Origin of the sequence: Nocardia terpenica, from assembly GCF_013186535.1 — a bacterium.
Classification (GTDB): domain Bacteria; phylum Actinomycetota; class Actinomycetes; order Mycobacteriales; family Mycobacteriaceae; genus Nocardia; species Nocardia terpenica.
Genome location: NZ_JABMCZ010000003.1, coordinates 1,122,604 through 1,146,728, shown reverse-complemented (window position 1 = coordinate 1,146,728; position 24,125 = coordinate 1,122,604). Strand labels below are relative to the sequence as shown.

Below are 24,125 nucleotides of genomic sequence, written 5' to 3'. Positions count from 1 at the left end.
CCGAATAACTAGGATTTACGAATGCGGTCGTACAACCGGACCGTCTGCGCCGCCACATACGACCAATCGAATTGCGCGATGGCGCGTTCGCGCCCGGCGGCGCCCAGCGCGGCCGCCCGATCGGGATCGGCGGCAACGGCATTCACCGCCTCCGCCAGTCCCTCCTCGAAATCCCGGACCCGGTCCGGGTCGTAGCGCACCAGCCGCCCCGTCTCCCCGTCCGCGACCACCTCGGGTATGCCGCCCACGTCCGAGGCCACCACCGCGGTGCCGCAGGCCATCGCCTCCAGGTTCACGATGCCCAGCGGCTCATACACCGAGGGACAGACGAAAACCGTTGCCGCGGAGAGGATTTGGCGGACCTGCTCGGTGGGCAGCATCTCCCGCACCCAGAACACCCCGCCGCGCGAGGCGGCCAGCTCGGCCACCGCGGCCGAGACCTCGGCCTCCAGCTGCGGGGTGTCGGGGGCGCCGGCGCACAGCACCAGCTGGATGTCGGGGTCGAAGTCGCGGGCGGCGGCCAGCAGGTGCGCCACGCCCTTCTGCCGGGTGATGCGGCCGACGAAGGCCGCGATGGGCGCGTCGGTGCGCACCCCGAGTTCGGCCGCGGCGTCGCGGGCGCCGGGGACCGGGCCGCCGGGATGCCAGGCGGCGGCGTCGATTCCGTTGTGCACCACGTGCACTCGCGCGGGGTCGATGGTCGGGTAGGCGTCGAGCACATCGCGGCGCATGCCCTCGCTGACCGCGATCACCGCGTCCGCGTACTCCATGGCATTGCGCTCCGACCACGACGAGAGCCGGTACCCGCCGCCGAGCTGCTCGGCCTTCCACGGCCGCCGCGGTTCCAGCGAATGCGCGGTCAGCACATGCGGAATGCCGTAGAGGGCGGCGGCCAGATGCCCGGCAAGCCCGGTATACCAGGTGTGGGTGTGCACCACGTCCACGCCGCCGACCGCGTCGGCCATGCGCAGCTGCGCGGACATCATCTGCAGCGCCGAATTCGCCGCGTAGAGCAGGGGATCCGGCTGATGCACCACGGCGTCCGCGCGCGGGGCGCCCATGCAGTGCACCGATACCTCGCACAATCGCCGCAGCTGCGGCACCAGCTCGGTCACGTGCACCCCGGCCCCGCCGTACACCTCGGGTGGATATTCCCGGGTCAGCATCGCGACCCGCAACCGGTCGCGGCCGTCGGGATCCGTCGGTTCGCGGCCGCCTTCCGCGCCGAAACTCACCCCGCCCAACCTAATCGTTCACCTCGGTGCTGACCACCCGGCAGGCCGCGCAGCGGTAGGTTGGCAGGTGTGAGGAGCCAGCCGCACGTACTCGGGATCGTGCTCGCCGGTGGTGAGGGCAAGCGACTCTTCCCGCTCACCAAGGACCGCGCCAAGCCCGCGGTCCCGTTCGGGGGCGCGTACCGTCTGATCGACTTCGTGCTCTCCAATCTCGTGAACGCCGGCTATCTGCGACTCTGCGTACTCACCCAGTACAAGTCACATTCGTTGGACCGCCACATCTCCCAGACCTGGCGGCTGTCGGGGTTCGGCGGGGAGTACATCACCCCGGTGCCCGCCCAGCAGCGCCTGGGGCCGCGCTGGTACACCGGCAGCGCGGACGCGATCATGCAGTCGCTGAACCTGATCTACGACGAGGACCCGGACTACATCGTGGTATTCGGCGCCGATCACGTCTACCGCATGGATCCCGAGCAGATGGTCGCCCATCACATCGACTCGGGCGCCGGGGTGACGGTGGCCGGGATCCGGGTGCCGCGCAGCGAGGCCCGCGCGTTCGGCTGCATCGACTCCGACGAGTCCGGGCGCATCACCCAGTTCCTGGAGAAGCCGGCGCATCCCCCGGGCACGCCCGACGATCCGAACGTCACCTTCGCCTCGATGGGCAACTACGTGTTCAGCACCAAGGCGCTGGTGGACGCGATCCGGGCCGACGCCGACAACGCCGACTCCGATCACGACATGGGCGGCGACATCATTCCGGCGCTGGTCGCCCAGGGCGAGGCGAGCGTCTACGACTTCGCCGAGAACGATGTGCCCGGCTCCACCGACCGCGATCGCGGCTACTGGCGCGACGTCGGCACCATCGACGCCTTCTACGACGCGCACATGGATCTGGTGTCGGTGCACCCGATCTTCAATCTCTACAACCGGCACTGGCCGATTCGCGGCGCGGCGGAGAATCTGCCGCCCGCCAAGTTCGCCCAGGGCGGGCTCGCGCAGGAGTCGATCGTCGGGGCGGGCAGCATCCTGTCCGCGGCGACGGTGCGCAATTCGGTGCTCAGCTCGAATGTGTTCGTGGAGGACGGCGCGACGGTGGAGGGCAGCGTGCTCATGCCCGGCGTGCGGGTGGGGCGCGGCGCGGTGGTGCGCCGGGCGATCCTGGACAAGAACGTGATGGTCGGCGAGGGCGAGATCATCGGCGTGGACATCGAACGCGACCGGGAGCGTTTCGCGGTGAGTAACGGCGGCGTCGTCACCGTGGGCAAGGGCGTGTGGGTGTAGCGGTCAGTTCCAGCCCGGGGGCGGCGGCGTCACGGGGGTGTTCCCGTCGGTACAGAACGGGTAGCACGATCCGGGAGTGACCGGCTGGCTTCCGGCCGGTTGGCGAAAGTCGCTGCCGCTGACCAGAAGCAGCACGAGCAGCGCGACGAAGACCGCGACCGCGATCGCCACCCCGGCGAGCACCAGCCACCCGCGCGGTGCGAGCGCTTCGATCAATACCCCGCGCTCGAAGACCATCGCGCCTCCTCGGCCAGCACTCGATCACCTACCGCGCCAATGGTATCGAACGCGAGCGCCCCTCGGTGGGCTACCGAGGGGCGCTCGCGGTGCCGATCGTCAGCGCAGGTCGCGGCGGCGGAAGGCGACGAGCCCGGCCGCCGTGAGGACGACCCCGATCGCCACCATGATCAGCACGGGCGCGAGGCGGAACGGCTCGGCGGGAACCTTGGGCAGGTGGTTGTACGGGTCGATGTCCAGAACCCATTGCGGCATACCGGAAATCGCGCCGAGCAAAAACAGCGCCACGCCACCGGCGAACACGCCCCACGCCACGGTCGACCAGCGCGGCAGCAGACCGAACAGCAGCACCGCCACCCCCGTGAACAGCCAGACCGCGGGCAGCTGGATCAGGGCCGCGCCCAGCACCTTCGGCAGCCGGTCGCCGATGTCGTGCGCGGCGACGCCGTACATCAGGCCGCCCAGCAGACCCGAAACCACCAGTACCAGTACCGGTCCCAGCACCGCGTACACCAGATGCGATGCGGCCCAGCGGATTCGGCCCACCGAGCCGGTGAGGACGGCCTCGGCGCGGTCGGATTCCTCCTCGGCGTGCAGCCGCAGCGTCGCGGATACCGCGTACGCGGCCGCCGCCAGGCCCAGCATGGTCCAGGCCATGCTGACCACCCCGTCCTCCAGCGCCCTCGCCCCGCCGAGCCGGGCGATGATGTCGCGCATCGCCTTACTGTCGCCGAGTTCGTCGCCGACGCCGTTGACGATGCTGCCGATGACGATGCCGTAGAGCGCCAGCCCCACCGTCCACGCCGTCAGCGCCCCGCGCTGCAACCGCCAGGCCAGACCGAACGGCCCGCCCAGCGCGGGACCGGCGGCCAGCGCGCCCGGCCGCTCGGCGACCAGGCCCGCGCCCAGGTCGCGCCGCCGCAGCAGCGCGAAGGCCACCCCGATCAGCGCCGCCGTCGCCGCCGCGTGCAGCAGCAACACCCACCAGTGATCACCGGCGTACGGCCGCAGTTGCAGCGACCAGCCCTGCGGCGACAGCCAGGTGAGCACGTCGGCGGGGCCGTCCTTGGCGCGCACGTCGCCGATGGCGCGCAGCGTGTAGGCGACCGCCAGCACCACGAACGCGATGCCGCGGCAGGTGCGGGCGTTGGCGCTCAGCTGCGCGGCGACCGCGGCCACGCCCGCGAAGACGAGGCCCGCGCCCGCCTCGGCGAGGCCGAAGGCCAGCGCGCCGTTGCCGGGCACCCCGGCCGCGGCGATGCTGGCCGCGCCGATCAGCCCGGTCAGCACCGCGCCGCCGCAGGCGACGAGCAGCGCCGCGGTGAGATTGGCCAGCCGTCCCAGCCGCGTCGAGGCCAGCAGCTCCCCGCGCCCGGTCTCCTCCTCGGCCCGGGTATGCCGGATGACGACGAGGATGGTGGCGATGGCGATGACGGCGTGGAACATTCCCGCCTTCCACACCCCGGCCGCGCCGAGCGTGGTGTTGTACAGCGGGCCGTACATGGCGATCTGGGCCGGGCTCGACATGATCGTGTGCCGGAAGTTCGCCAGATCCGCCGGTGTGCCGTAGACCTTTTCGATGCTCTTGATGTAGACGCTGCCCAGCGGCACCGACAGCAGCAGCACCCACAGCGGCATCACGATGCGGTCGCGCCGCAGATACAGCCGCAGCAGGCGCACCGTGCCGGTGAATTCCGAGCTGCCCCAGGCGGATTCGGCGAGCCCGCCGAAGGGGCGGGCGACGGTCGCGGTGGTCACTTCGCCGCCTCCGCGTAATGACGGCCGGAGCCGTTGCCGCTCGAGTCGCCGTCGATCGAATAGTGGCGCAGGAACAGCTCTTCCAGCGTGGGCGGCTGGCTGACCAGGCTGCGCACCCCGGCGTCGCCGAGCACCCGGATCAGTTCGCCGAGGTGTTCGGCGTCGACCTGGCAGTGCAGGGTGTGGTCCTCGACGGAGACGTCCGCCACGCCCGCGATCTTGCCGAGATCGCCCGGGTCCCCGATCAATTCGGCCGTGATGGAGGTGCGGCTGAGGTGCCGCATCTGCGCCAGGGTGCCGGTCTCGACGGCCCGGCCGCCGCGGATGATGGTGACCCGGTCGCACAGCGCCTCCACCTCCGACAGGATGTGGCTGGACAGCAGCACGGTCACCCCGCGCCCGGCCGCCTCCCGGGCGCATTCGCGAAAGACCTGTTCCATCAGCGGATCCAGGCCGGAGGTGGGCTCGTCGAGCAGCAGCAGCCGGGCATCGGAGGAGAACGCCGACACCAGGGCGACCTTCTGCCGGTTGCCCTTGGAGTAGGTGCGGGCCTTCTTGCGCGGGTCCAGCTCGAAGCGCTGGATCAGCTCGTCGCGGCGGGTGGCGTCCAGGCCGCCGCGCATGCGGGCCAGCAGGTCGATGGTCTCGCCGCCGGACAGCGACGGCCACAGCGTGACATCGCCGGGGACGTAGGCGATGTCGTGATGCAGGGTGACCGCGTCCGACCACGGGTCCAGGCCCAGGACCTGCGCGTCGCCCGAGGTGCGGGCGAGAATGCCCAGCAGAATGCGGATGGTCGTGGACTTCCCGGCGCCGTTGGGCCCCAGGAAGCCGTGCACCTCGCCCTCGCCGACCTCGAGGTCGAGCCCGTCCAGGGCGCGCACCGGACCGAAATGCTTGTGCAGATCGCGGACGACGATTGCCGATGACATCGAATCTCCTTGTGAGATAAGGGGTTTACCGTTCGTCTAGCAGGGTGTCCAGCAGCATCGAATCGGTGAGAAGACCATGGGTGAAGATGTCGAGGGCCGGGAGCAGCATCTGGTCCATGTAGGCGCGGATCGCCTTGCGGTAATCCGTCGGGCCCTCGTGCGAGTCGGAATACATCTGGAGGAACAGCAGGAACCCGCCGCCGTTCTGATAAGCCATGAAGCGTGCCGTCGCCTTGATATCCCGCTGGGGGCGAATGGTTCCGGCCTCGATACCGGCGGTCAGGTAGGTCTCGACATCGGACACCATATGTTCGAAGAACACCGATGTCAGCGCGCCGCCGACCTGGAAATTGCGCATCAGGTAGGCCAGGTAGGGGGCGAAATCCTCCGCCTCCGCGAGGGATTGGAGCAACCCCTGCGACGAGGGGTGCTGCACCGAATCCAGCTTCGCCTGCCGGATGAGCCCGCGAACGTGCTCGTCACATGCCTCCCGGAGACCGTCCTTGGATCCGAAGTGGTGGTTGACCAGCCCCGGCGAGACGCCCGCGGCGCTCGCGATGGCTCGCACCCCCACACCCAGCCCCTGCTCCCCGAAGACCTGTATCGCCGCATCGCGGATACGGGCGCGGGTACTCAGATCCTCGGGGGATCCTTCCGGTACGGCAGCTCTCTTAAACACATGTTCAATATACTAAACACGCGTTCAATCGTCCCGCAAGAGCCAGTTGACCTGGTATTTCGTTCCTTTCGGAAACTAGCCGCGCGCCGCGCAGAGCAACCCGTCCCCCACCGGGATCAGCACGCTGGTCAGCCGCGGGTCCTCGGCGACGGCGCGGGTGGCGGCGCGCACGGCCTGGGTCGCCGGGTCGCGCTGGGCCGGGTCGGGCACCCGGCCGCCGAGCAGGGCGTTGTGCAGCAGGATCGCGCCGCCCTCGCGCAGCAGCCGCACCGCCTGGTCCACGTACTCCGGATGCTCGAGCGGGGCGGCGTCGACGAACACCAGGTCGTAGGCGCCGTCGGCGAGCCGCGGCAGCACATCCAGCGCCCGGCCGTTGATGAGCCGGGTGCGCGCGGGCGGAATGTCCGCGGCGCGGAACGCCTCTCGCGCCGCGCGCTGATGCTCGGGCTCGGAATCGATGGTGGTGAGCGTGCCGTCCTCGCGCATGCCGTCGAGCAGCCACAGCCCGCTGATCCCCGCGCCGGTGCCCACCTCGACCACCGCGCGCGCCCCCAGCAGCTGCGCGTACATGCTCAGCAGCGCGCCCACCGACGGCGGCACCGGCGTGGCGCCCAGCTCCTCGGCCCGCTCCCGCGCCGCGAGCAGAATCTCGTCCTCGACGACCGATTCCTCCACATACGCGAGGTTGCGCTGCACGGCCGCCGCCGGGGGTATGAGGCTCACGGATATGAGGCTAACGGCGGAACACCGCCGCGGCCCGTCGGTCACCGGGTGGTGCGGCGAATTTCGGGCGGCATTTTTTCTCAGGTGTCCCTCAGCGTCCCCATACCACCGGCACATCGGCAACCGACAGAGTATGGGCAACGCACAGCCCGGCCGACCGCCGGACGGCGCCCCGGGAACATCTCGACGCAGGTCGCGTTGTATCCGGTGTTCGCGACAGCCCCTGTCGCACCTGCGCCTACCACGGTCCCGAGTAGGAGGTAACGCCATCCACATCGTCGATGCGGCGCGTGAGTACGCCACCCTGCCCGAGTCGGGCCTGCCGATCGATGGCGGCTCGGCCGAATACGAACTTCCCGCGGCGGACAGCAACGTTTCCGCGACCGAGGACGACATCCAGGTCGTGCACAGCGACATCGAGGCTACCGAGCCCGGCGAGGACGCCGGCACCGACCCGCTCAGCGGCACCGCGGCGTTCGACGCCACCGGCGACCGCACCATGATGCCGTCCTGGGACGAGCTGGTTCGCGAGCATGCCGACCGGGTGTACCGGCTCGCCTACCGCCTCACCGGCGACCCGCAGGACGCCGAGGACCTCACCCAGGAAACGTTCATCCGCGTCTTCCGCTCCCTGTCGAGCTACCAGGCCGGCACCTTCGAGGGCTGGCTGCACCGCATCACCACGAACCTGTTCCTGGACATGGTGCGCCGCCGCAACCGGATCCGGATGGAGGCGCTGCCCGACGACTACGACCGCGTCCCGTCCGACACCCCCGACCCGGAGCAGGTGTACCACGACGCCCGCCTGGACCCGGACCTGCAGTCGGCGCTCGACTCGCTGGCCCCGGAATTCCGCGCGGCCGTGGTCCTGTGCGACATCGAGGGCCTGTCCTACGAGGAGATCGGCGCCACCCTCGGCGTGAAGCTCGGCACCGTGCGCAGCCGCATCCACCGCGGACGTCAGGCACTGCGGGACTACCTTGCGCATAATGGTTCTCAGCAGCGGTTCACCGCTGAGGAGAAGGTCGGGTAATCCGCCGCCGCCCGTGGCGGCGTGCCCGGCAGAGCTGTTGTCCGTGGGAAGGGTGTGCAACCGTATGAGCGGCGAGGGCGCCATGAACGGCGAGGTCCCCGGGACAGGCCGAGGCCCCGGACGACGACCACCCCGTTTCGCTCCTACCGAACACCTGGCCAGCGAGGCCATCGCCGCCTACGTGGACGGCGAGTTGCGGATGAACGCGTATCTGCGCGCCGCCGAACATCTTTCGAAGTGCCCCGAGTGCGCGGCCGAGGTCGAGTCCCAGCAGCAGGCGCGCATCGCGCTGCGCCAGGCCGCGCAGATGCAGATCTCCGCCCCGGTGAACCTGCACGACACGCTGAGCCGCATCCCACTGGCCGACCTGCCCGGCAATTCGGTCGACGACCTGTCGCGCGGTCCGAGTTTCCTGGGGCTGCGGGCGGATTCGTTCAACTTCGTCTCCGACAGCTGGCGGTGGACCGGATGGTGGCGCAAGTAGAGTTCGAGACGTGACCACCGAATCGACGAACTCCGGATCACAGTCCGCGGCGGATGACAAGCAGTCCGCTGTTCCGGATTCGGCGGCCAACAGGGGGAACCTGCGGCCGCCCGACGCCCCCGTCCTGGGCCCGCGCCCGGTCGATCGCCCGCACATCGACCAGCCCACCGAGCACGCGTTCCGCCGCCCCGAGGGCGCGCAGGGTCCCTTCGCGGCGTACACGCCCGGGCAGCCGACCCCGCAGCACGACGGTCCCGAACTGGTGAACCGCCCCCCGGACGCGGTGCTGGCCGAGGCGTTCGGCCGCCCGGCGGGTTCCACCGAATACCTGCAGCGCGATCCCGAGGCCGACGACGACACCGCCGAGCCGATCGCCCCGGCCGATCCGTGGCGCGATCCCGAGGCCGCAGCCCGGCTCGGCGCGCCCGCGGTCTCCGTCCCGCCCGCGGCGCCGCTGCCGCCCGCGCCCCGGCTCACCGCCCGCGAGGTGCTGTTCGGCGGGCGGGTCTCGCCCCGGGCGCTGCTCGTGCTCGGCGTGGTCGCGCTGCTCATCGGGCTGGTGGGTGGGCTGGTCGGCCGGCTCACCGCGGAGGCCACCGCGCCGCTCACCTCCCGCAAGGTCGCCCTGCAGCAGGAGAGCGCGCCGGACAAGCCGCACGGGCAGGTCGCGAAGGTCGCCGACGCGGTGCTGCCCTCGGTGGTGCTGATCCGCGAGACCGTCGGCGACAACGGGGCGCTCGGCTCGGGCGTGGTGGTCGACGGCAACGGCTACATCGTCACCAACAACCACGTCATCTCGATGGCGGCGATGGACAAGACCGGGAAGGCCAAGATCCAGGTCACCTTCTCCGACGGCACCCGGGTGCCCGCCAAACTGGTCGGGCGCGATCCCAAGACCGATCTCGCGGTGCTCAAGGTGGACGTCAAGAACCTCACCGTCATTCGGCTGGGCAAGTCCGGCGACGTGCGGGTCGGCGACGACGTGCTGGCCGTGGGCGCGCCGCTGGGCCTGGCCCAGACCGTCACCTCGGGCATCGTCAGCGCGCTGGACCGGGCATCGCAGGAGCCGCTGGTGGCGGGCGACGACTCGCAGGGCGCGTTCTATGCCGTGCAGACCGACGCCGCGATCAATCACGGCAATTCCGGTGGCGCGCTGATCGATATGCAGGGCCGGTTGATCGGCATCAACACCATGATCAAGACCGAGAACGGCGGTTCGGTCGGCCTCGGTTTCGCGATCCCGGTGGACCTGGTGCAGAAGGTGTCGCAGACCCTCATTCGCGACGGCGTGGTGCGGCATCCGTGGCTAGGGGTCAGCGCGCGCACCAAGCAGGTGGAGAACGACGCCATGAGCGGCGCGGGCGTGGCGGACGTGGCGGCCAACAGCCCGGCGGCCCGGGCCGGTATCGCCGAGGGCGACGTGATCGTCAAGGTGGGCGACCGCGAGGTGACCACCCCGGAGGAGCTGTCGGTGGCGGTGCAGTCGCACGAGATCGGCGAGCGGGTGAACTTCCAGGTGATCCGGGACGGCCGTCAGGTGGACGTTCCGGTGACGCTGGAGTCCGACCAGAACGCGCCCAAGCAACCCCAGTAGCCTGGACCTATGTTCAATATCGGCTGGCCCGAGATGGTGATCCTGGTGTTCGCGGCCCTGGTGATCCTCGGCCCCGAGCGACTGCCGGGGGCGGTGCGGTGGACCGCCCAGAGCCTGCGGCAGATCCGCGACTACGCCAGCGGCGCCACCAGTCAGCTGCGCAGCGAGCTCGGCCCCGAACTGGACGAGCTGCGCAAGCCGCTGGAGGAACTGAACGAGCTGCGTAGGCCGCTGAACGAGCTGCGGGGCATGACGCCGCGGTCGATGGTAACCAAACATCTGCTGGACGGCGACGATTCGTTGTTCACCGGGAAATTCGACAAACCGTCCAGTATTTCCGATGCGGCGAATTATCCGCAGCCCAACGATTATTCGCCGCCGCCACCGCCGAAACCCTTGGCCCGCAACGAGAAACCCCCGATCGATTTCGACGCAACGTAACGATTTCGATCCGACGCGCCGGGGCGATTTCGGTGATTTCCGGCAGGTCACGGAATCGACGCAGGTCGGGCGGGCTCTCATCGCGACGAAAAGGGAGCTGAACGTGTCAACCCGACTAGACGCAAAAGGCTGTCGAGCTATCTAGACTGCGCACATGTCGGCCGATGAGGTGGCCCGGGTGTTCGCGATCGAGGACAAGGTCGAACGCCTCAAAGCTGCCACCGAAGGGGTTGCTCAGGCCCAGCAGACCATCAACGAGCTCACGCGGATTCGGCGGGCCGTCATCCGGGAACTACACGCCGAAGGCTGGACATTCGCCAGAATCGGTGCGGCAGCGGGTCTTTCGCGCGCTCGAATTCACCAGGTGAGCACGCAGGGACCGGTGCCGGAGGGTTTGTTCTTCGGGCACGGCTCGCTCACCATCCTCACCCCGGACGTGCGCAGCACCACCCGGGCCGCGCCGCTGGTGGGCGCGCCCGACGCCGCGGCGCCGCACCGGCTGGCGGAACTGTTGCGCGAGTTGGGATTTACCGTCACCGTCGAGCGCTTCCTGCCCGGGCGGCCGCTGGATCTCGACCGCGACGGGCTGATCGTGCTGGGCGGGCCGGAGCTCTCGCCGAGCCTGCGCTACCTGGTGGCGGCCGATCCCCGGCTGCGCCGCACGGTGGCCCGCGCCGGGCGGGTGCGCCGCGGCATCGAGGACCGCGCCGCGCGCCGGGTGTACCGACCGGGCGGCACCGAGCCGTACGACATCGCCTACCTGGCCCGACTCCCCCGCCCCGACGGCCGCGGCACCGTCCTGGTGGTCGACGGCCTGCATCCCCCCGGCTCCCTGGGCGCCATCCGCCTGCTCGCCACCCGCCTGGCCACCCTCCACGAACGCGCAGGCACCCACCTGTTCTCCGCGGTAGTCGGCGTCCGCTACGACCGCAACACCGGCGAGCCCTTGGAAGCAGACCTGCTCACACCTATTTACCGACACGAAAGATAGTGTGCGTCACTACCATTCGCGTCCGCCGTCAGGCCGCCACGCCGACCGGGCGCAGCGTATTCATCGGCGGCCGGTCGCTCAGTGACACTTCCGTCGTCAGGGTCGTGAATTCGTTGCCCACCAGCGGGAATTGGGTGAGGGCCGCGCCGGAGTCACGAATTCCGCTGCGGCCCAGGACGGTTCCCAGGATCTGGCGGCTCATGACGCCGAGGTCGGCGAGGGGGCGGTTGCGGTGGGTGCGGACGCCGAGGTCGACCTGGCCGATGGCGGACAGGCCCAGCAGGTCGTAAGTGTCCAGGAGCAGGCCGATCTCGACGCCGTAGCCGGGGGCGAAGGGCACCGAGGTGAGCAGCTCGCGGGTGCCCGCGTACTCACCGCCCAAGGGCTGCAACACCTTCGACAGCTGCGGCCGCAGCGCCGCCAGCAACGGGCGGGCGACGAGCTCGGTGACCCGGCCGCCGCCATTGTGGTCGACGGTCTCGCCCTGCCGCAGCGGGCGGCGATAGTACGCCTTCACCAGGTGCATGCCCTCGACCGTCAGCAGCGGGCCGAGCAGCCTGGGCACGAACATGGGGTCGGGATCGATCAGATCCGAGTCCACGAAGGCGACCAGATCGCCGCTGGTGACGGCCAGCGAGCGCCACAGCACCTCGCCCTTGCCCGGCACCGGCTCGAGCTCGGGAACGGCCTGCTCACGGGTGACCACCCGCGCCCCGGCCGCCCGCGCCCGCTCGACGGTCCCATCCGACGACCCGGAATCCAACACCACAAGCTCATCGACCAGCGACCCGACCAACGGCCGAATACTGGCCACCACCTCGGCCACCGTCCGCTCCTCGTTCAAGGCAGGCAACACCACCGAAACCGTGCGCCCCTCCTTCGCCTCGATCAGCTCCTCGACCGTCCAGTCGGGGCTGTCCCAGGTGTTCGAAACCGCCCAGTCGGTGGTTCCGCCATTCTTATGGCCGGTCGTCCCAGCGTGCGAAAGCTTCCCGGCGTGCGGGAGTTCCAAGTCGGTCCCGGCGTGCGGGAGCCCCACATCGGTCCCGGCGTGCTTTTGGCCGGGATCATGGTTGGTAGTCATGCCAGACCTCGCAGAGTTCGTGCGGGGGGCCGGATGCCCTGAATTGCCGCGATCATGTCCACCACCCGCCGGGTCGCGGCGACCTCGTGGACTCGGAATACTCGTGCGCCGGCCGCGGCCGACCATGCGGTGGCCGCCAGAGTGCCCTCCAATCGCTCGGAAAGGCCGACACCAAGAGTCTCCCCGATGAAATCCTTGTTGCTCAGCGCCATCAAGACAGGCCACCCGGTATTTACAAGACCGTCGATTGCGCGCAACAACTCGAGCCCGTGATAGGTGTTCTTGCCGAAATCGTGGGTGGGGTCGACCAGGATGGCGTCGCGGCGCACCCCGGCCGCCGCGGCATGCTCGGCGGCCCGGACCACGGTCTCGGTGACCTCGGCCACCACGTCGGTGTAGCGCACCCGGTGCGGGCGGGTCCGCGGCCGCGCCCCGCCGGTGTGGCTGCACACGATGCCGACGCCCAGCTCGGCGGCCACATCGACCAGCGTCGGGTCCGCCCCGGCCCAGGTGTCGTTGATCAGATCGGCGCCCGCGCCCACCGCGGCGCGAGCCACCTCGCCGCGCCAGGTGTCGATGCTGATCAGCAGGTCCGGATATCGCTCGCGGATGGCCGCCACGAACGGCACCACCCGGCGCGCCTCCTCGGCGGCGTCGACCTCGTCGCCCGGACCGGCCTTCACCCCGCCGATGTCGACCAGGTCCGCGCCCTCGGCGACCGCCCGCGCCACCGCCGCCATGGCGGCCTCGTCGGAGAAGGTGGCCCCCCGGTCGTAGAACGAGTCCGGCGTGCGGTTCACGATCGCCATCACCAGCGCCCGATCCGTCGCCACCGGTTTCCCGCACAACGTAGGCATGACCGGCGTCGAACTCATGATCTCGACCTTACTGTGTTGATTTGCGCCGCCTCCGGCGTCGCGGGTTTGCGGCGTGGTCAGTTTCTCGGGGCCTGGCCTGCGGCTACCTCATCGGGATAGCGGTCGTAATAGGGGACATATCCATCGCCCCGGCCCGCAAGGACGTACACGGGCGTGGACTCGTCCGGGGTGTAGCCCTGCTTGCGGAGCTCGACCTTGCGGCTCTTGAAGGTGGAGGTGGTTTCCAGTTCACCGACGATGCGCAGGAACAGCGGGACCGCGTAGGCGGGCAGCCGCCCGTAGAGCCGGGCCGCCAGCGCGGGGCCGTCGAACTCGGCGCCGTCGGCGAGGGTGATCGCGGCCATGCCCGCCTTGCCGTCCGCGCCCGGCACATCCACGCCGTACACCACGGCCCCGGTGATGTCCGGCGCGCCCGCGAAGGCGCCCTCCACCTCGGTGGTCGCCACGTTCTCGCCCTTCCAGCGGAAGGTGTCGCCGAGCCGGTCGACGAACGCGATGTGATGCCAATGCTGGTCGCGCACCAGGTCTCCGGTGTCGAACCAGACGTCGCCGCCGCGAAACGCGTTGCGCACCAGCTTCGATTCGGTCGCCGCCCGGTCGGTGTACCCGTCGAACGGGGAGCGCCCGGTCACCTTCGCCAGCAACAGCCCCACCCCGCCCGGCGCCACCCGGCGCACCCGGCCGTCCGGGTAGCGCCTGGCTTTGCCGGTGGCATCGTCGAATTCGACGACCGCGTACGGCAGCGGCCCGAACCCGGCGGTGCGATCGACCCCGAAGGCGTTGACGAAGGCCACATTCGACTCGGAGGCCCCGTAGAACTCCACGACGCGGCGAATGCCGAACCGCCGCCGGAACTCGTCCCACAGCTCCGGCCGCAGCCCGTTGCCGACCACCAGCCGCACGGAATGCGCACGCTCCGCGGACTTCTCGGGCTGGGCCAGCAGGTAGCGGCACAGCTCGCCGATGTAGACGAACGCCGTCGCCCGGTTGGCGATCGCCTCGTTCCAGAAGCCCGACGCGGAGAACCGGCGGCCGATCGCGAAGGTGGCCTTCGACCCGATCACCGCGCCGAGCGCCACGGTCAGCGCGTTGTTGTGGTACAGCGGCAGGCAGCAGTACAGGGTGTCGTCGCCGCGCAGCCGAATGCCCAGCCCGCCCAGCCCGGCCATGCTCTTGCTCCACCGCAGGTGCGTCATCACGCTGGCCTTGGGCAGGCCCGTGGTGCCGGAGGTGAAGATCAGAAAGGCGCGCTCGCGGGCCCGCACGTCCGCGCACACCGGCGGGTCGACGGCCTCGGCGGTGCGGGCCAGCTCCTGCAACTCCTCGGCGTAGAGCAGGTTCGCGGGCGGTTCGGGCAGCGACGCCAGCGCCTCGGCGCACTCCTCGCCGACCACGTTCACCACGCTGTTCAGCAGCCCGAAGCTGTGCGCCAGAACCTGTTCGCGCTGATGATGATTCAGCAGCCCGACCGTGGCGCCCAGCTTCACCGTCGCCAGCACCGCGAACAGCGTCTCGGGCCGGTTGGTCATCAGCACGCCGACCACGTCGCCGCGCCGCACACCCCGGTCGGTCAGCACCGAGGCGTACCGGTTCACCTCGGCGTTGGCCTCGCTGTAGGTGTAGATCCGGCCCTCGAACCGCACGAACGGCCGGTCCGGGACGCGGTGCGCGGCCCGCTGGAAGTGCAGCCCCACCGAGGCGCGGTCGCCCGGCCGCACCAGCATTCCGAGCGCGCCGCGCAGCAGCGTCGGCGCGTCCAGTGCCATGGTGGGGAGTTGTCGGGCCAGGTCGAAGAGGGTGACGTCGGGATGGGTCACGGGCGCCTCCAGGCGAGAATCGGGGCTCAGTCCGGCGGGATCGAGAGGGCGTCGAACGCCGTCGTCAGATCCGCGGCCACCGTAACCCGATCCAGCGCGGACTGCGGGACGAATCCGCCCGCGCGCAGATCGTCGATCCAGGCGAACAGCCCGCGGTAGTGCCCGTGCGGGTCGAGCACCACCAGCGGCTTGTGGTGCGCGCCCAGGTAGCCGCCGGTCCACGCCTCGAAGAATTCCTCCAGGGTGCCGATGCCGCCGGGCAGGGTGAGGAAGGCGTCGGCGCGCTCCTCCATGAGCTGCTTGCGCTCGCGCATGGTGTCGGTGACCACCAGTTCGTCGGCGTCCACGTCGGCGACCTCGCGGTGCACCAGGCGCTTGGGGATCACGCCGATGGTGCGGGCGGCTCCGGCGCGGGCCGCGGTGGCGACCGCGCCCATCATCGACACGTGCCCACCGCCGGACACCAGTTGCCAACCGCGCCGGGCGATCTCGGTGCCGACCTGGGCGGCCAGCCGCAGCTGCGCGGGGTCGGTGGTGCTGGCCGAGCAGTAGACGCACACCGCGAACGGCCGCTCGCTCACCACTTGTCCTCCGTGCCGATCGCGTCCGCGCCGTGGTTCTCCGCGGCGCGCACCACGATGTCGATGACCTCGTCGACGCTGTCGGTGACGTGCAGCAGGCCGAGGTCGCCGGGCGAGATCTTGCCCGAACCCTGCAGCGAATCGCGGATCCAGTCCGCCAGGCCCGCCCAGAACCGGGTGCCGAACAGCACGATCGGGAAGCGGGTGATCTTGCGGGTCTGCACCAGCGTCAGCGCCTCGAACAGCTCGTCGAGGGTGCCGAAACCGCCCGGCAGGCAGATGAATGCCTGCGAGTACTTCACAAACATGGTCTTGCGCGCGAAGAAGTAGCGGAAGTTGATGCCCAGATCGACCCACTCGTTGAGGCCCTGCTCCATCGGCAGCTCGATGCCGAGCCCGATCGAGTAGCCGCCCGCCTCGCTGGCGCCGCGGTTGGCGGCCTCCATCACGCCGGGCCCGCCGCCGGTGATGACCGCGAACCCCGCCCGCGCCAGCGCCGCGCCGATCGCCTGGGCGGCCTGATACTCCGGGGTATCGACCCGGGTGCGCGCCGACCCGAATACCGCGACGGCCCTGGGAATTTCGGCGAGCGCCCCGAACCCCTCCACGAACTCGCTCTGAATCCGCAACACCCGCCACGGATCGGTATGCACCCAATCGGTGGGCCCGCGGCCGTCCAACAAATGCTGATCGGTGGTGCCACCGTCGTTCTTCAGCTCACCCCGCAGCATGATCGGCCCCCTGAATTTCGGTGTCGATATCGGTGATCGCGTAGCGCGCGGCTCGGCATCGGAGGACATGCGCCCACGCTAGCAGCGGAATTACCACGGGTTCGTCCTGAGTTTGCTCGCTCAGCCCGCGTAGCCGGTGAGGTAGCCGCGCAGGATGTCGGCGACGGTGGTGATCTGTGCCGTCGGCACATGTTCGTCGACCTTGTGGGCCAGGTTGGGGTCGCCGGGGCCGAAGTTCACGGCGGGGATGCCGCGGGCCGCGAAGCGGGAGACGTCGGTCCAGCCGTATTTGGCGCGCACGCCGCCTCCGCCGTGCGCATGCACCATCTCCACCAGGTTCTTGGCCGCGGGCGCGGACAGGCCGGGTAGTGCGCCGGGGGCGCCGTCGGTGCGCTCGAAACCGATGTCCAGGCCGGAGAACACCTGCCGCACATGCTCGGTCGCCTCGTCCAGCGAACGATCCGGGGCGAAGCGGAAATTCACCACGACCTCGGCGGCGTCGGGCACCACGTTCCCGGCCACCCCGCCGGACACCCGCACCGCGGACAGGCCCTCGCGGTAGCCGCAGCCGTCGATCTCGACCTCGCGGGCGCGGTAGGTGCGCAGCCGGTCCAGAATGGGGGCGAGTTGGTGAATCGCGTTGTCGCCCAGCCATGCTCGCGCGGTGTGCGCGCGGGTGCCGGAGACGGTGAGCCGGGCGCGCAGCGTGCCCTGGCAACCGGCCTCGATCCAGCCGCCGGAGGGTTCGCCGAGGATGGCCAGGTCGCCCTCGAGCCACTGCGGCAGTTCGCGCTCGATGCGGCCGAGGCCGTTGAATTCGGCGGCGATCTCCTCGCAGTCGTAGAAGATGAGCGTCAGGTCGCAGACGGGGTCGGCGACGGTAGCGGCCAGATGCAGGAAGACCGCGTCCCCCGATTTCATGTCGACGCTGCCGCAGCCGTACAGCATTCGCTCGCCGTCCAGGCCGCGGTCGAAGTGGCCGGGCACGTTGTCGGCGATCGGCACGGTGTCCAGGTGACCGGCCAGGATCACCCGGGACGGCAGGCCGCGGTGGGTGCGGGCCAGCACGGTATTGCCGTGCCGCACGATCTCGAAGCCGGTGGTCTGCCCGCGCAGCGCCGCCTCGACCGCATCGGCGATGGCCCCTTCGTCCCGAGACACGCTCGGGATGTCTACCAGGGCGGCGGTCAGGGCGATGGGGTCGGCGCGCAGATCGAGGGTCACCCGTCCCAGCCTAAGCGTTTCGTTCGTTCGGCTCACTTCATTCGGCGAGAGCGACCACAGGCTGCGCAGATGACCCCCGACAGCGGAAATCGGACCCAGTAGGCTGTCTGCTCGTGAGTATTCAGGGAGCATCCGCAGTCGGCCTGGCCACGGTGACCGTGAACGGAACGGTCCTCGACACCTGGTTCCCCTACCCGCAACTCGGCGAGTACGCGAATAGGGGTACCGAGAAGCTGAGCCCCGCCGACCCCGAATACACCCGGTTCGCCGACCTGGTCGGCTTCGACGAGGCCCGCCGCGTCGACGTGATCGCCGTGCGCACCACCATCGCCGACCTGTCCGCCGCCCCGGCGGACGCCCACGACGTGTACCTGCGCCTGCACCTGCTGTCCCACCGCCTGGTCGCGCCGCACGGCCTGAGCCTGGAGGGCCAGTTCGGGCTGCTCGCCAACGTGGTGTGGACGAATCACGGCCCGTGCGCGGTGGAGGAATTCGAACTGGTCCGCGCCCGGCTGCGCAGCCGCGGACCGGTCACGGTGTACAGCCTGGACAAGTTCCCCCGCATGGTCGACTACGTATTGCCGTCCGGGGTCCGCATCGGCGACGCCGACCGAGTCCGGTTGGGCGCCCACCTCGCCGAGGGCACCACGGTCATGCACGAGGGCTTCGTGAACTTCAACGCCGGGACGCTGGGGGCGTCGATGGTCGAGGGCCGGATCTCGGCCGGTGTAGTGGTCGGCAACGGCTCCGACGTAGGCGGCGGCGCGTCGATCATGGGCACCCTGTCCGGCGGCGGCAAGCAGGTCATCTCGATCGGCGAACGGTGCCTGCTGGGAGCCAATGCGGGCCTGGGCATTTCGCTCGGCGACGACTGCGTGGTGGAGGCCGGGCTGTACGTCACGGCAGGCACCAAGGTGGCGCTGCCCGACGGGCGAACGGCCAAGGCTTCGGAACTGTCCGGACAGTCGAACCTGCTGTTCCGGCGGAATTCGCTGAGCGGGTCCGTGGAGGTCGTGTCGCGCAAGGGGACCGGTGTGGAGCTGAACGCGGCACTGCACGCCAACTAGCGTGAATTTCCCTGGCCGTTTCGGCGACCACATTCCCATCGAGTCCGCTCATCTGCCGTGCGTTTCGGGGTAGCGAGCGTCCCACGCGGCGGTGCGGGACGGCGTTAGCCTGAAGGTATGGACGCTGTCACGGTTGTCCCTACGCCGCGAAACGAGCCGGTGCATTCCTACGCACCAGGTAGTCCGGAGCGGGGTCTGCTGGTTGCCAGGTTGGCCGAGATGTCCGGCGCTGTCGTGGATGTTCCGCTGGTCATCGGGGGTAAGCATCGGGTGGGGGTGGGGGCTCGCGGCGATATCGTCATGCCGCACAGGTATCGCCATGTGCTCGGGACCTATACCGATGCCACGCATGAGGAGGGGCGGGCGGCGGTCGAGGCGGCCGTGGCGGCGGGGCCGGGGTGGCGGGAGTTGCCGTTCGAAGAGCGGGCGGCGGTGCTCTTGCGGGCGGCGGATCTGTTGGCGGGGTCGTGGCGGGAGACCGTGGCCGCGGCGACGATGCTGGGGCAGTCGAAGTCGGTGTATCAGGCCGAGATCGATGCCCCTTGTGAACTCATCGATTTCTGGCGGTTCAATGTGGCGTTTGCCCGGCATATTCTGGCGCAGCAGCCGGAATCCGGTGCGGGCGTGTGGAATCGGATGGACTACCGCCCGCTGGAGGGGTTCGTCTATGCGATCACGCCGTTCAATTTCAGCGCGATCGCCGGGAATCTGCCTACCGCACCGGCTTTGATGGGGAATACGGTGGTGTGGAAGCCGTCGCCGACCCAGACGCTGGCCGCCTACCACACCATGCGGCTGCTGGAGCAGGCCGGGTTGCCGCCGGGGGTCATCAATCTCGTCACGGGGGACGGGCGGGAGCTGTCGGAGGTGGTGCTCGCTGATCCGCGCCTGGCGGGGATACATTTCACCGGATCCACCCGCACCTTCCAGTACCTGTGGCAGCAGGTCGGCGCGAATCTTCCGCACTACCACGGCTATCCGCGGCTGGTGGGCGAGACCGGCGGTAAGGATTTCATCGTCGCGCACGCGTCCGCCGATCCGGATGCCCTGCGCACCGCGCTGATTCGCGGGGCGTACGAGTATCAGGGGCAGAAGTGTTCGGCCGCCTCCCGCGCCTATATTCCGAAATCGCTGTGGCGCACCATGGGTGACGACCTGCTCGCGCAGACCGCCGAGCTCACCTACGGCGATGTGGCCGATCTGTCGAATTTCGGTGGGGCGCTGATCGATCGGCGCGCCTACGACAAGAACGTCGCCGCGCTGGAGCGGGCGCGGTCCGCGGGGCTGGACATCCCGGTGGGCGGCACCTACGACGACGGCGAAGGGTACTTCGTGCGGCCGACCGTGCTGCTCGCCGACGATCCGCGCGACGAGGCGTTCGCCACCGAGTATTTCGGCCCGATCCTGGCCGTGCACGTCTACGACGACGCCGACCCCGACGCCTTCGACACCCTGCTGCGCGAGGTCGACACCGCCGCGCCCTACGCCCTGACCGGCGCGGTCTTCGCCCGCGACCGCACCGCCGTCGACCGTGCCTGTGCCGCACTGCGTTTCACGGCGGGCAACTTCTACGTCAACGACAAGCCGACCGGCGCGGTGGTCGGTCAGCAGCCCTTCGGCGGCGCCCGCGCCTCCGGCACCGACGACAAGGCCGGTTCCTACCTCAACCTGCTGCGCTGGGTCGCCCCGCGCACCCTGAAAGAGACCTTCGCGCCGCCCACCGACTACCGCTACCCCCACATGGAGCGCTGATGAATCCGCTGCGACCGGCGATCCTGGCGGCGGCGGGATCGTCGCGATTGCGGCGCGCCGTGACCCGCGTCCCGGTCAGCGCGGGTGTGGCGCGCCGCTTCGTGGCGGGCGAGACGCGCGCGGAACTGGTTGCGGCGGTGCGGAATCTGCTCGGCTACGGGCGGATGGTCAGCGTCGACTTCCTCGGCGAGAACACCACCGAGCGCGCCATGGCCGACAATGCCGTCACCGAATATCTGGCGCTGATCGACGATCTGGCCCTGCTGGCGCCGACCCGCGGTGACCGCTCCGCCGATCCCGTTCGGCCGGTGGAGGTTTCGGTGAAGCTGTCCGCCCTCGGTCAGGCGCTCGGCGCGGCGGGCCCGGCGATCGCCACCGCGAATCTGCGCACCCTGTGCCTGCGCGCCGCCGAGGCCGGGGTGTGGATCACCGTGGACGCCGAGGACCACACCACCACCGACGCCACCCTCGCCGCGGTGTACGAACTGCACCGCGAATTCCCGTGGTTGGCGGTCGCGGTGCAGACCTATCTGCGCCGCGCCGAGACCGAATGCCGGGAGCTGGGTGCGCGCGGCATCCGAATCCGCCTGTGCAAGGGCGCCTATCGCGAACCCGAGGACGTCGCCTACCACCGGCATGCCGAGGTCGACTCCTCGTACCTGCGCTGCCTGGACGTGCTCATGCGCGGCGCGGGCTATCCGATGGTGGCCACCCACGACCCCGAGATGATCGCGGCCGCGCAGCGGATGGCCGTCGACAATGCCTGCGGGCCGGGCGATTTCGAGTTCCAGATGCTGTACGGCATCCGCACGGCCGAACAGCGCCGGTTGGTCGAGACGGGTCATGCGGTGCGCGTGTACGTGCCCTACGGCAGCCAGTGGTACAGCTACCTGATGCGGCGGCTGGCCGAGCGGCCCGCCAATCTCGGCTTCTTCCTGCGCGCCCTCGCCGAGCGGAACTAGACCAGCGGTCGCCCGAATCGCTTGCGCAGCCGCATATCCAGCAGCAGATAGTTGAACGGGAACAGCCGCAGCGGCTCCGGAAGCCGGGTCCACACGAACGACACCGCCCGCAGGATGGCGGTGTAGACGCGTTCGTCGCGGGCGCTCCAGGTCATGTGCATCTGCTCGCGCAGCGGCGGCGGCAGCAGGGCGATCACCCCGAAGCGGTGAATCCTCCTGAGCGGCAGCCGCACCCAGAACGAGAGTGCCTTCAGGTCGATGAGGTCGTTGAAGTACTGCCGCACCGGTTCGTCGATGGAACGCAGGGCCAGATTCTCCGACCAGTATTGCTCGAACGCCGCTCGATCCCGCGGCCACAGCTCCGGCCGCATCTGCAGGGTGGTGCCCAGCCGCGCGGCGTAGCGGTAGAACGCCTCGGCCACTTCGGGTTCCATCGGGCCGTGCATGCGCGTGTAGAGGTCGTCGATGCCCCAGTACAGGCAGGCCGCCACCCACAGTTGGAGTTTCGGGTCGAAGGCGTTGTATTTCACCGGGCTGGACGGGTTCGACCGCACCGGCCGGTGCGAGAGGTTCACCGCCTCCCGATACACCCGGCGATCCTCGTCGTCGCCGAGCAGCGCGACGGAAATGTAGGTGAGCGTGGTGCGCAGCCGCTTGATCGGATGCAGCGTGACCTTGCCGCTGTCGACGGGACTCTCCAGCACGCCGTAACCGATCGGCGGGTGACTGAGCTGCATGACGACATTCGCGGCGCCGCCCAGGAAGGCGGCGATGCCGTCGAGGTGCGCACGGACGGTGGCGGGAGTCAGTTCCGGCGCGGGTAGGTGCGGCTCCTGCGCGGTCGCGGGAAGGGCGGCAGTCATCGTCGACTCGTCTCCTCGATCGTTCCGTGAAACGGAAGAAGCATGAGAAGCTTCTTTTCTCACCTTCTCATCGATGATCCGGCGTGTCAACGCTCGTCGGCGGTACCGTGACCCTGTGCGATGATTCCCTTGTCATCGTTTCGCGCGTCGAGAGGGGGACCACCGTGGCCAAGCTGGCCAGACTGTTGCCGCTGGTACGGGGCGCGACGCCGGAGGACGGCGACCGGGCCGGGGTGCTCGACGCCGCGCTGCTGGCCTTCCTGGACTTCGGGATCAAGCGCACCAGCATGGTGGAGGTGGCGCGCCGCGGCGGGCTGTCGCTGGCCACGCTGTACCGGCGCTTCGCGAACAAGTCCGATCTCATCCAGGCCGTCGGGCTGCGGCAGGCGCGGCAGTTCATCGACAAGGCGGATGCCACCGTGCAGCGGCAGATCGACCGCGACGCCAGCGCCGAGGACCAGATCGTGGAGCTGTTCGTCGCATTCCTCGACGGGCTGCGCGGCAATCGCCTGCTGGACCGGCTGCTGAAGACCGAGCCGGAGACGGTGCTGCCGTACCTCACCGTGCAGGGTGCGCCGGTCATCGAGCTCGGCCGCGACTACCTGGCCGAGTTCATCGCCCGGTTGCAGCGCGAAGGCAAACTGCCGCAATACGATCCGCTGCCGCTGGCCGAAATGATCGCCCGCACGGCGCTTTCCATGGCGCTCACGCCGCAGACCGTGATTCCGCTCGGCGACGACGCCGCCGTGCGGCAATTCGCCCGCGAGCACGTGGTTCCCGGATTCCGGCTGCTGTAGCGGTCAGACCAGCCGCAGGCCCAGGCGGCGGCGCAGGCGCATGTCGACCATGCAGGCGTTGATCGGAAACATCTTGACCGGCTTGGGCATTCGCGCCTCGACCGCGCCCGCCGCGCGCAGCAGCAGCGCGAGCCGCCGATCGTCGCGGTCCGACCACGCCAGGCCCATCTGGTCGCGCAGGTGCGCCGGGAGCAGCCCGGTCGTCACGAAGCGGTGAAATCGCCCGAGTACCAATCGAATCGGGAGCGGGAACATCTTCAGATCGATCAGCTCCTCGAAGTAGGCGCGCACCGGGGCATCGATGGTCGTGCGCGCCAGGTTCGCGGCCCAGTAGCGGTCGAAGGCGGCGCGGTCGGGCGGCCACAGCTCCGGCGGCATCTGCAGGGTGGTGCCGAGCCGTTCGGCGTGCCGGTAGAAGGCGTCCGCGTCGGCCGGGCGCATCGGGCCGTGCATGCGCTCGTGCAGGTCGCGCGCGCCCCAGTACAGGCAGGCGGCCACCCAGAGCTGGAGCCGGGGATCGAAGGCGTTGTAGCGCACCGGGCTGGACGGGCCGGAGTGGACGGTACGGTGCGCCCAGTTCACCGCCGCGCGGTAGGCGGCCCGCTCGTCCGCACTGCCCAGGGTGGCCACCGCCAGGTAGGTGAGGGTGGTGCGGGTGCGCTTGACCGGATGCAGCATGATCTTGCCGCTGTCCATGTCGCTCTCGATGACGCCGTACCCGACCGGCGGCGCACTCAGCTGCATGACGACATTGGCCGCGGCCCCGAAGAACGCCGCGGCCCCGTCCAGATACCGCGTGACATCGAAATCCCGCTCCCCGGAGGAAGATTCGTGCACGGTCGCCCGCAGCGGCTCGGTCATCGTCGACCCCATTCGCCAATGAGAAGGCTGTGTACAAACTTTCTCACCACCTCATAGATGTGTCAACCAGCCGCCCCCGTGGTCCCGGCGTGCTTTTGGCCGGGACCTTGCGGGAGA

Annotated in this window: 24 protein-coding genes; 10 read left to right on the top strand and 14 right to left on the bottom strand. The window is 69.7% G+C overall.

Going from position 1 to position 24,125, the window contains the following annotated elements:
- Positions 1 to 8: 8 nt before the first annotated feature.
- Positions 9 to 1,178: a glycogen synthase gene (gene glgA / locus HPY32_RS26915; RefSeq protein ID WP_067584033.1), complete on the bottom strand. Its 1,170-nt coding sequence runs from the start codon at positions 1,176 to 1,178 to the stop codon at positions 9 to 11.
- 126 nt (positions 1,179 to 1,304) lie between these two features.
- On the opposite strand from glgA, the gene glgC reads away from it, so the two are divergent.
- Positions 1,305 to 2,519, top strand: coding sequence for a glucose-1-phosphate adenylyltransferase (gene glgC, locus HPY32_RS26910; RefSeq protein ID WP_067576900.1), 1,215 nt, complete (start codon positions 1,305 to 1,307; stop codon positions 2,517 to 2,519).
- Between the two features lie 3 nt (positions 2,520 to 2,522).
- Here glgC and HPY32_RS26905 read toward each other — a convergent pair whose 3' ends face one another.
- The 5 genes from HPY32_RS26905 to HPY32_RS26885 form a co-directional block, all read right to left on the bottom strand.
- Positions 2,523 to 2,756 carry a hypothetical protein gene (locus tag HPY32_RS26905; RefSeq protein WP_067576898.1) on the bottom strand — a complete coding sequence of 78 codons (234 nt, stop codon included), beginning with the start codon at positions 2,754 to 2,756 and terminating at the stop codon, positions 2,523 to 2,525.
- Between the two features lie 99 nt (positions 2,757 to 2,855).
- Positions 2,856 to 4,514, bottom strand: coding sequence for an ABC transporter permease (locus HPY32_RS26900; RefSeq protein WP_156673758.1), 1,659 nt, complete (start codon positions 4,512 to 4,514; stop codon positions 2,856 to 2,858).
- Entirely contained in the window at positions 4,511 to 5,446 is a 936-nt protein-coding gene (locus HPY32_RS26895) for an ABC transporter ATP-binding protein (protein ID WP_067576896.1), read from the bottom strand. The genes HPY32_RS26900 and HPY32_RS26895 overlap by 4 nt, the downstream gene beginning before the upstream one ends.
- Positions 5,447 to 5,471: 25 nt before the next feature.
- Positions 5,472 to 6,125: a TetR/AcrR family transcriptional regulator gene (locus HPY32_RS26890; RefSeq protein WP_067576894.1), complete on the bottom strand. Its 654-nt coding sequence runs from the start codon at positions 6,123 to 6,125 to the stop codon at positions 5,472 to 5,474.
- 75 nt (positions 6,126 to 6,200) lie between these two features.
- On the bottom strand, positions 6,201 to 6,800 hold the full coding sequence (locus HPY32_RS26885) for an O-methyltransferase (RefSeq protein ID WP_373686691.1): 600 nt from the start codon (positions 6,798 to 6,800) through the stop codon (positions 6,201 to 6,203).
- Positions 6,801 to 7,251: 451 nt separating this feature from the next.
- Here HPY32_RS26885 and sigE point away from each other — a divergent pair, with 451 nt between their 5' ends.
- From sigE to HPY32_RS26860, 5 genes are all read left to right on the top strand, one after another.
- The gene (gene sigE / locus HPY32_RS46595) at positions 7,252 to 7,881 is read left to right on the top strand and encodes an RNA polymerase sigma factor SigE (protein ID WP_156674267.1); all 630 of its coding nucleotides are present in this window, start codon (positions 7,252 to 7,254) and stop codon (positions 7,879 to 7,881) included.
- A gap of 82 nt (positions 7,882 to 7,963) precedes the next feature.
- A complete protein-coding gene (locus HPY32_RS26875) occupies positions 7,964 to 8,365 on the top strand; it encodes a zf-HC2 domain-containing protein (RefSeq protein WP_067584021.1) in 402 nt (133 codons plus the stop codon).
- Between the two features lie 10 nt (positions 8,366 to 8,375).
- Complete coding sequence (locus HPY32_RS26870) at positions 8,376 to 9,959, top strand: S1C family serine protease (RefSeq protein ID WP_082870424.1); 1,584 nt, start codon at positions 8,376 to 8,378, stop codon at positions 9,957 to 9,959.
- A gap of 9 nt (positions 9,960 to 9,968) precedes the next feature.
- Positions 9,969 to 10,400 (top strand): Sec-independent protein translocase protein TatB, encoded by a 432-nt coding sequence (tatB, locus tag HPY32_RS26865; RefSeq protein ID WP_067576892.1) that lies wholly within the window; start codon positions 9,969 to 9,971, stop codon positions 10,398 to 10,400.
- A 154-nt stretch (positions 10,401 to 10,554) separates the two neighbouring features.
- A complete protein-coding gene (locus HPY32_RS26860; RefSeq protein ID WP_067576890.1) occupies positions 10,555 to 11,391 on the top strand; it encodes a hypothetical protein in 837 nt (278 codons plus the stop codon).
- Between the two features lie 28 nt (positions 11,392 to 11,419).
- On the opposite strand, the gene HPY32_RS26855 is transcribed toward HPY32_RS26860, so the two are convergent.
- From HPY32_RS26855 to dapE, 6 genes are all read right to left on the bottom strand, one after another.
- The gene (locus tag HPY32_RS26855) at positions 11,420 to 12,475 is read right to left on the bottom strand and encodes a glucosyl-3-phosphoglycerate synthase (protein ID WP_082870423.1); all 1,056 of its coding nucleotides are present in this window, start codon (positions 12,473 to 12,475) and stop codon (positions 11,420 to 11,422) included.
- Positions 12,472 to 13,350, bottom strand: a complete 879-nt coding sequence (gene folP / locus HPY32_RS26850) for a dihydropteroate synthase (RefSeq protein ID WP_067576888.1) — start codon at positions 13,348 to 13,350, stop codon at positions 12,472 to 12,474. Before folP ends, HPY32_RS26855 begins: the two co-directional genes overlap by 4 nt.
- Before the next feature lie 59 nt (positions 13,351 to 13,409).
- The gene (locus HPY32_RS26845) at positions 13,410 to 15,119 is read right to left on the bottom strand and encodes a long-chain-acyl-CoA synthetase (protein ID WP_082871016.1); all 1,710 of its coding nucleotides are present in this window, start codon (positions 15,117 to 15,119) and stop codon (positions 13,410 to 13,412) included.
- A gap of 77 nt (positions 15,120 to 15,196) precedes the next feature.
- A complete protein-coding gene (locus HPY32_RS26840; RefSeq protein ID WP_067576887.1) occupies positions 15,197 to 15,754 on the bottom strand; it encodes an LOG family protein in 558 nt (185 codons plus the stop codon).
- Complete coding sequence (locus HPY32_RS26835) at positions 15,748 to 16,551, bottom strand: LOG family protein (RefSeq protein ID WP_067576884.1); 804 nt, start codon at positions 16,549 to 16,551, stop codon at positions 15,748 to 15,750. The genes HPY32_RS26840 and HPY32_RS26835 overlap by 7 nt, the downstream gene beginning before the upstream one ends.
- A 51-nt stretch (positions 16,552 to 16,602) precedes the next feature.
- A complete protein-coding gene (gene dapE, locus HPY32_RS26830) occupies positions 16,603 to 17,706 on the bottom strand; it encodes a succinyl-diaminopimelate desuccinylase (RefSeq protein WP_067576882.1) in 1,104 nt (367 codons plus the stop codon).
- 113 nt (positions 17,707 to 17,819) lie between these two features.
- Here dapE and dapD point away from each other — a divergent pair, with 113 nt between their 5' ends.
- From dapD to HPY32_RS26815, 3 genes are all read left to right on the top strand, one after another.
- On the top strand, positions 17,820 to 18,773 hold the full coding sequence (gene dapD / locus HPY32_RS26825) for a 2,3,4,5-tetrahydropyridine-2,6-dicarboxylate N-succinyltransferase (protein ID WP_067576880.1): 954 nt from the start codon (positions 17,820 to 17,822) through the stop codon (positions 18,771 to 18,773).
- Positions 18,774 to 18,890: 117 nt separating this feature from the next.
- Positions 18,891 to 20,525: an L-glutamate gamma-semialdehyde dehydrogenase gene (gene pruA, locus HPY32_RS26820; protein ID WP_171983069.1), complete on the top strand. Its 1,635-nt coding sequence runs from the start codon at positions 18,891 to 18,893 to the stop codon at positions 20,523 to 20,525.
- On the top strand, positions 20,525 to 21,487 hold the full coding sequence (locus HPY32_RS26815; protein ID WP_067576879.1) for a proline dehydrogenase family protein: 963 nt from the start codon (positions 20,525 to 20,527) through the stop codon (positions 21,485 to 21,487). The genes pruA and HPY32_RS26815 overlap by 1 nt, the downstream gene beginning before the upstream one ends.
- Here the strand turns inward: HPY32_RS26815 and HPY32_RS26810 are convergent.
- On the bottom strand, positions 21,484 to 22,350 hold the full coding sequence (locus tag HPY32_RS26810) for an oxygenase MpaB family protein (RefSeq protein ID WP_067576877.1): 867 nt from the start codon (positions 22,348 to 22,350) through the stop codon (positions 21,484 to 21,486). The two genes, HPY32_RS26815 and HPY32_RS26810, sit on opposite strands and share 4 nt — an antisense overlap.
- Before the next feature lie 83 nt (positions 22,351 to 22,433).
- On the opposite strand from HPY32_RS26810, the gene HPY32_RS26805 reads away from it, so the two are divergent.
- The gene (locus HPY32_RS26805) at positions 22,434 to 23,147 is read left to right on the top strand and encodes a TetR/AcrR family transcriptional regulator (RefSeq protein WP_309247546.1); all 714 of its coding nucleotides are present in this window, start codon (positions 22,434 to 22,436) and stop codon (positions 23,145 to 23,147) included.
- Positions 23,148 to 23,150: 3 nt separating this feature from the next.
- Here HPY32_RS26805 and HPY32_RS26800 read toward each other — a convergent pair whose 3' ends face one another.
- Positions 23,151 to 24,008, bottom strand: coding sequence for an oxygenase MpaB family protein (locus tag HPY32_RS26800; protein WP_067576875.1), 858 nt, complete (start codon positions 24,006 to 24,008; stop codon positions 23,151 to 23,153).
- Between the last annotated feature and the right edge of the window lie 117 nt (positions 24,009 to 24,125).

Excerpts from the sequence above, each read along its gene's own strand:
- HPY32_RS26835 (WP_067576884.1), bottom strand. The coding sequence starts at position 16,551 with ATGTCCTCCGATGCCGAGCCGCGCGCTACGCGATCACCGATATCGACA.
- HPY32_RS26810 (WP_067576877.1), bottom strand. The coding sequence starts at position 22,350 with ATGACTGCCGCCCTTCCCGCGACCGCGCAGGAGCCGCACCTACCCGCG.
- HPY32_RS26815 (WP_067576879.1), top strand. The coding sequence starts at position 20,525 with ATGAATCCGCTGCGACCGGCGATCCTGGCGGCGGCGGGATCGTCGCGA.
- folP (WP_067576888.1), bottom strand. The coding sequence starts at position 13,350 with ATGAGTTCGACGCCGGTCATGCCTACGTTGTGCGGGAAACCGGTGGCG.
- tatB (WP_067576892.1), top strand. The coding sequence starts at position 9,969 with ATGTTCAATATCGGCTGGCCCGAGATGGTGATCCTGGTGTTCGCGGCC.
- HPY32_RS26905 (WP_067576898.1), bottom strand. The coding sequence starts at position 2,756 with ATGGTCTTCGAGCGCGGGGTATTGATCGAAGCGCTCGCACCGCGCGGG.
- pruA (WP_171983069.1), top strand. The coding sequence starts at position 18,891 with ATGGACGCTGTCACGGTTGTCCCTACGCCGCGAAACGAGCCGGTGCAT.
- HPY32_RS26800 (WP_067576875.1), bottom strand. The coding sequence starts at position 24,008 with ATGACCGAGCCGCTGCGGGCGACCGTGCACGAATCTTCCTCCGGGGAG.
- HPY32_RS26845 (WP_082871016.1), bottom strand. The coding sequence starts at position 15,119 with ATGGCACTGGACGCGCCGACGCTGCTGCGCGGCGCGCTCGGAATGCTG.
- HPY32_RS26855 (WP_082870423.1), bottom strand. The coding sequence starts at position 12,475 with ATGACTACCAACCATGATCCCGGCCAAAAGCACGCCGGGACCGATGTG.
- HPY32_RS26875 (WP_067584021.1), top strand. The coding sequence starts at position 7,964 with ATGAACGGCGAGGTCCCCGGGACAGGCCGAGGCCCCGGACGACGACCA.
- HPY32_RS26860 (WP_067576890.1), top strand. The coding sequence starts at position 10,555 with ATGTCGGCCGATGAGGTGGCCCGGGTGTTCGCGATCGAGGACAAGGTC.
- HPY32_RS26895 (WP_067576896.1), bottom strand. The coding sequence starts at position 5,446 with ATGTCATCGGCAATCGTCGTCCGCGATCTGCACAAGCATTTCGGTCCG.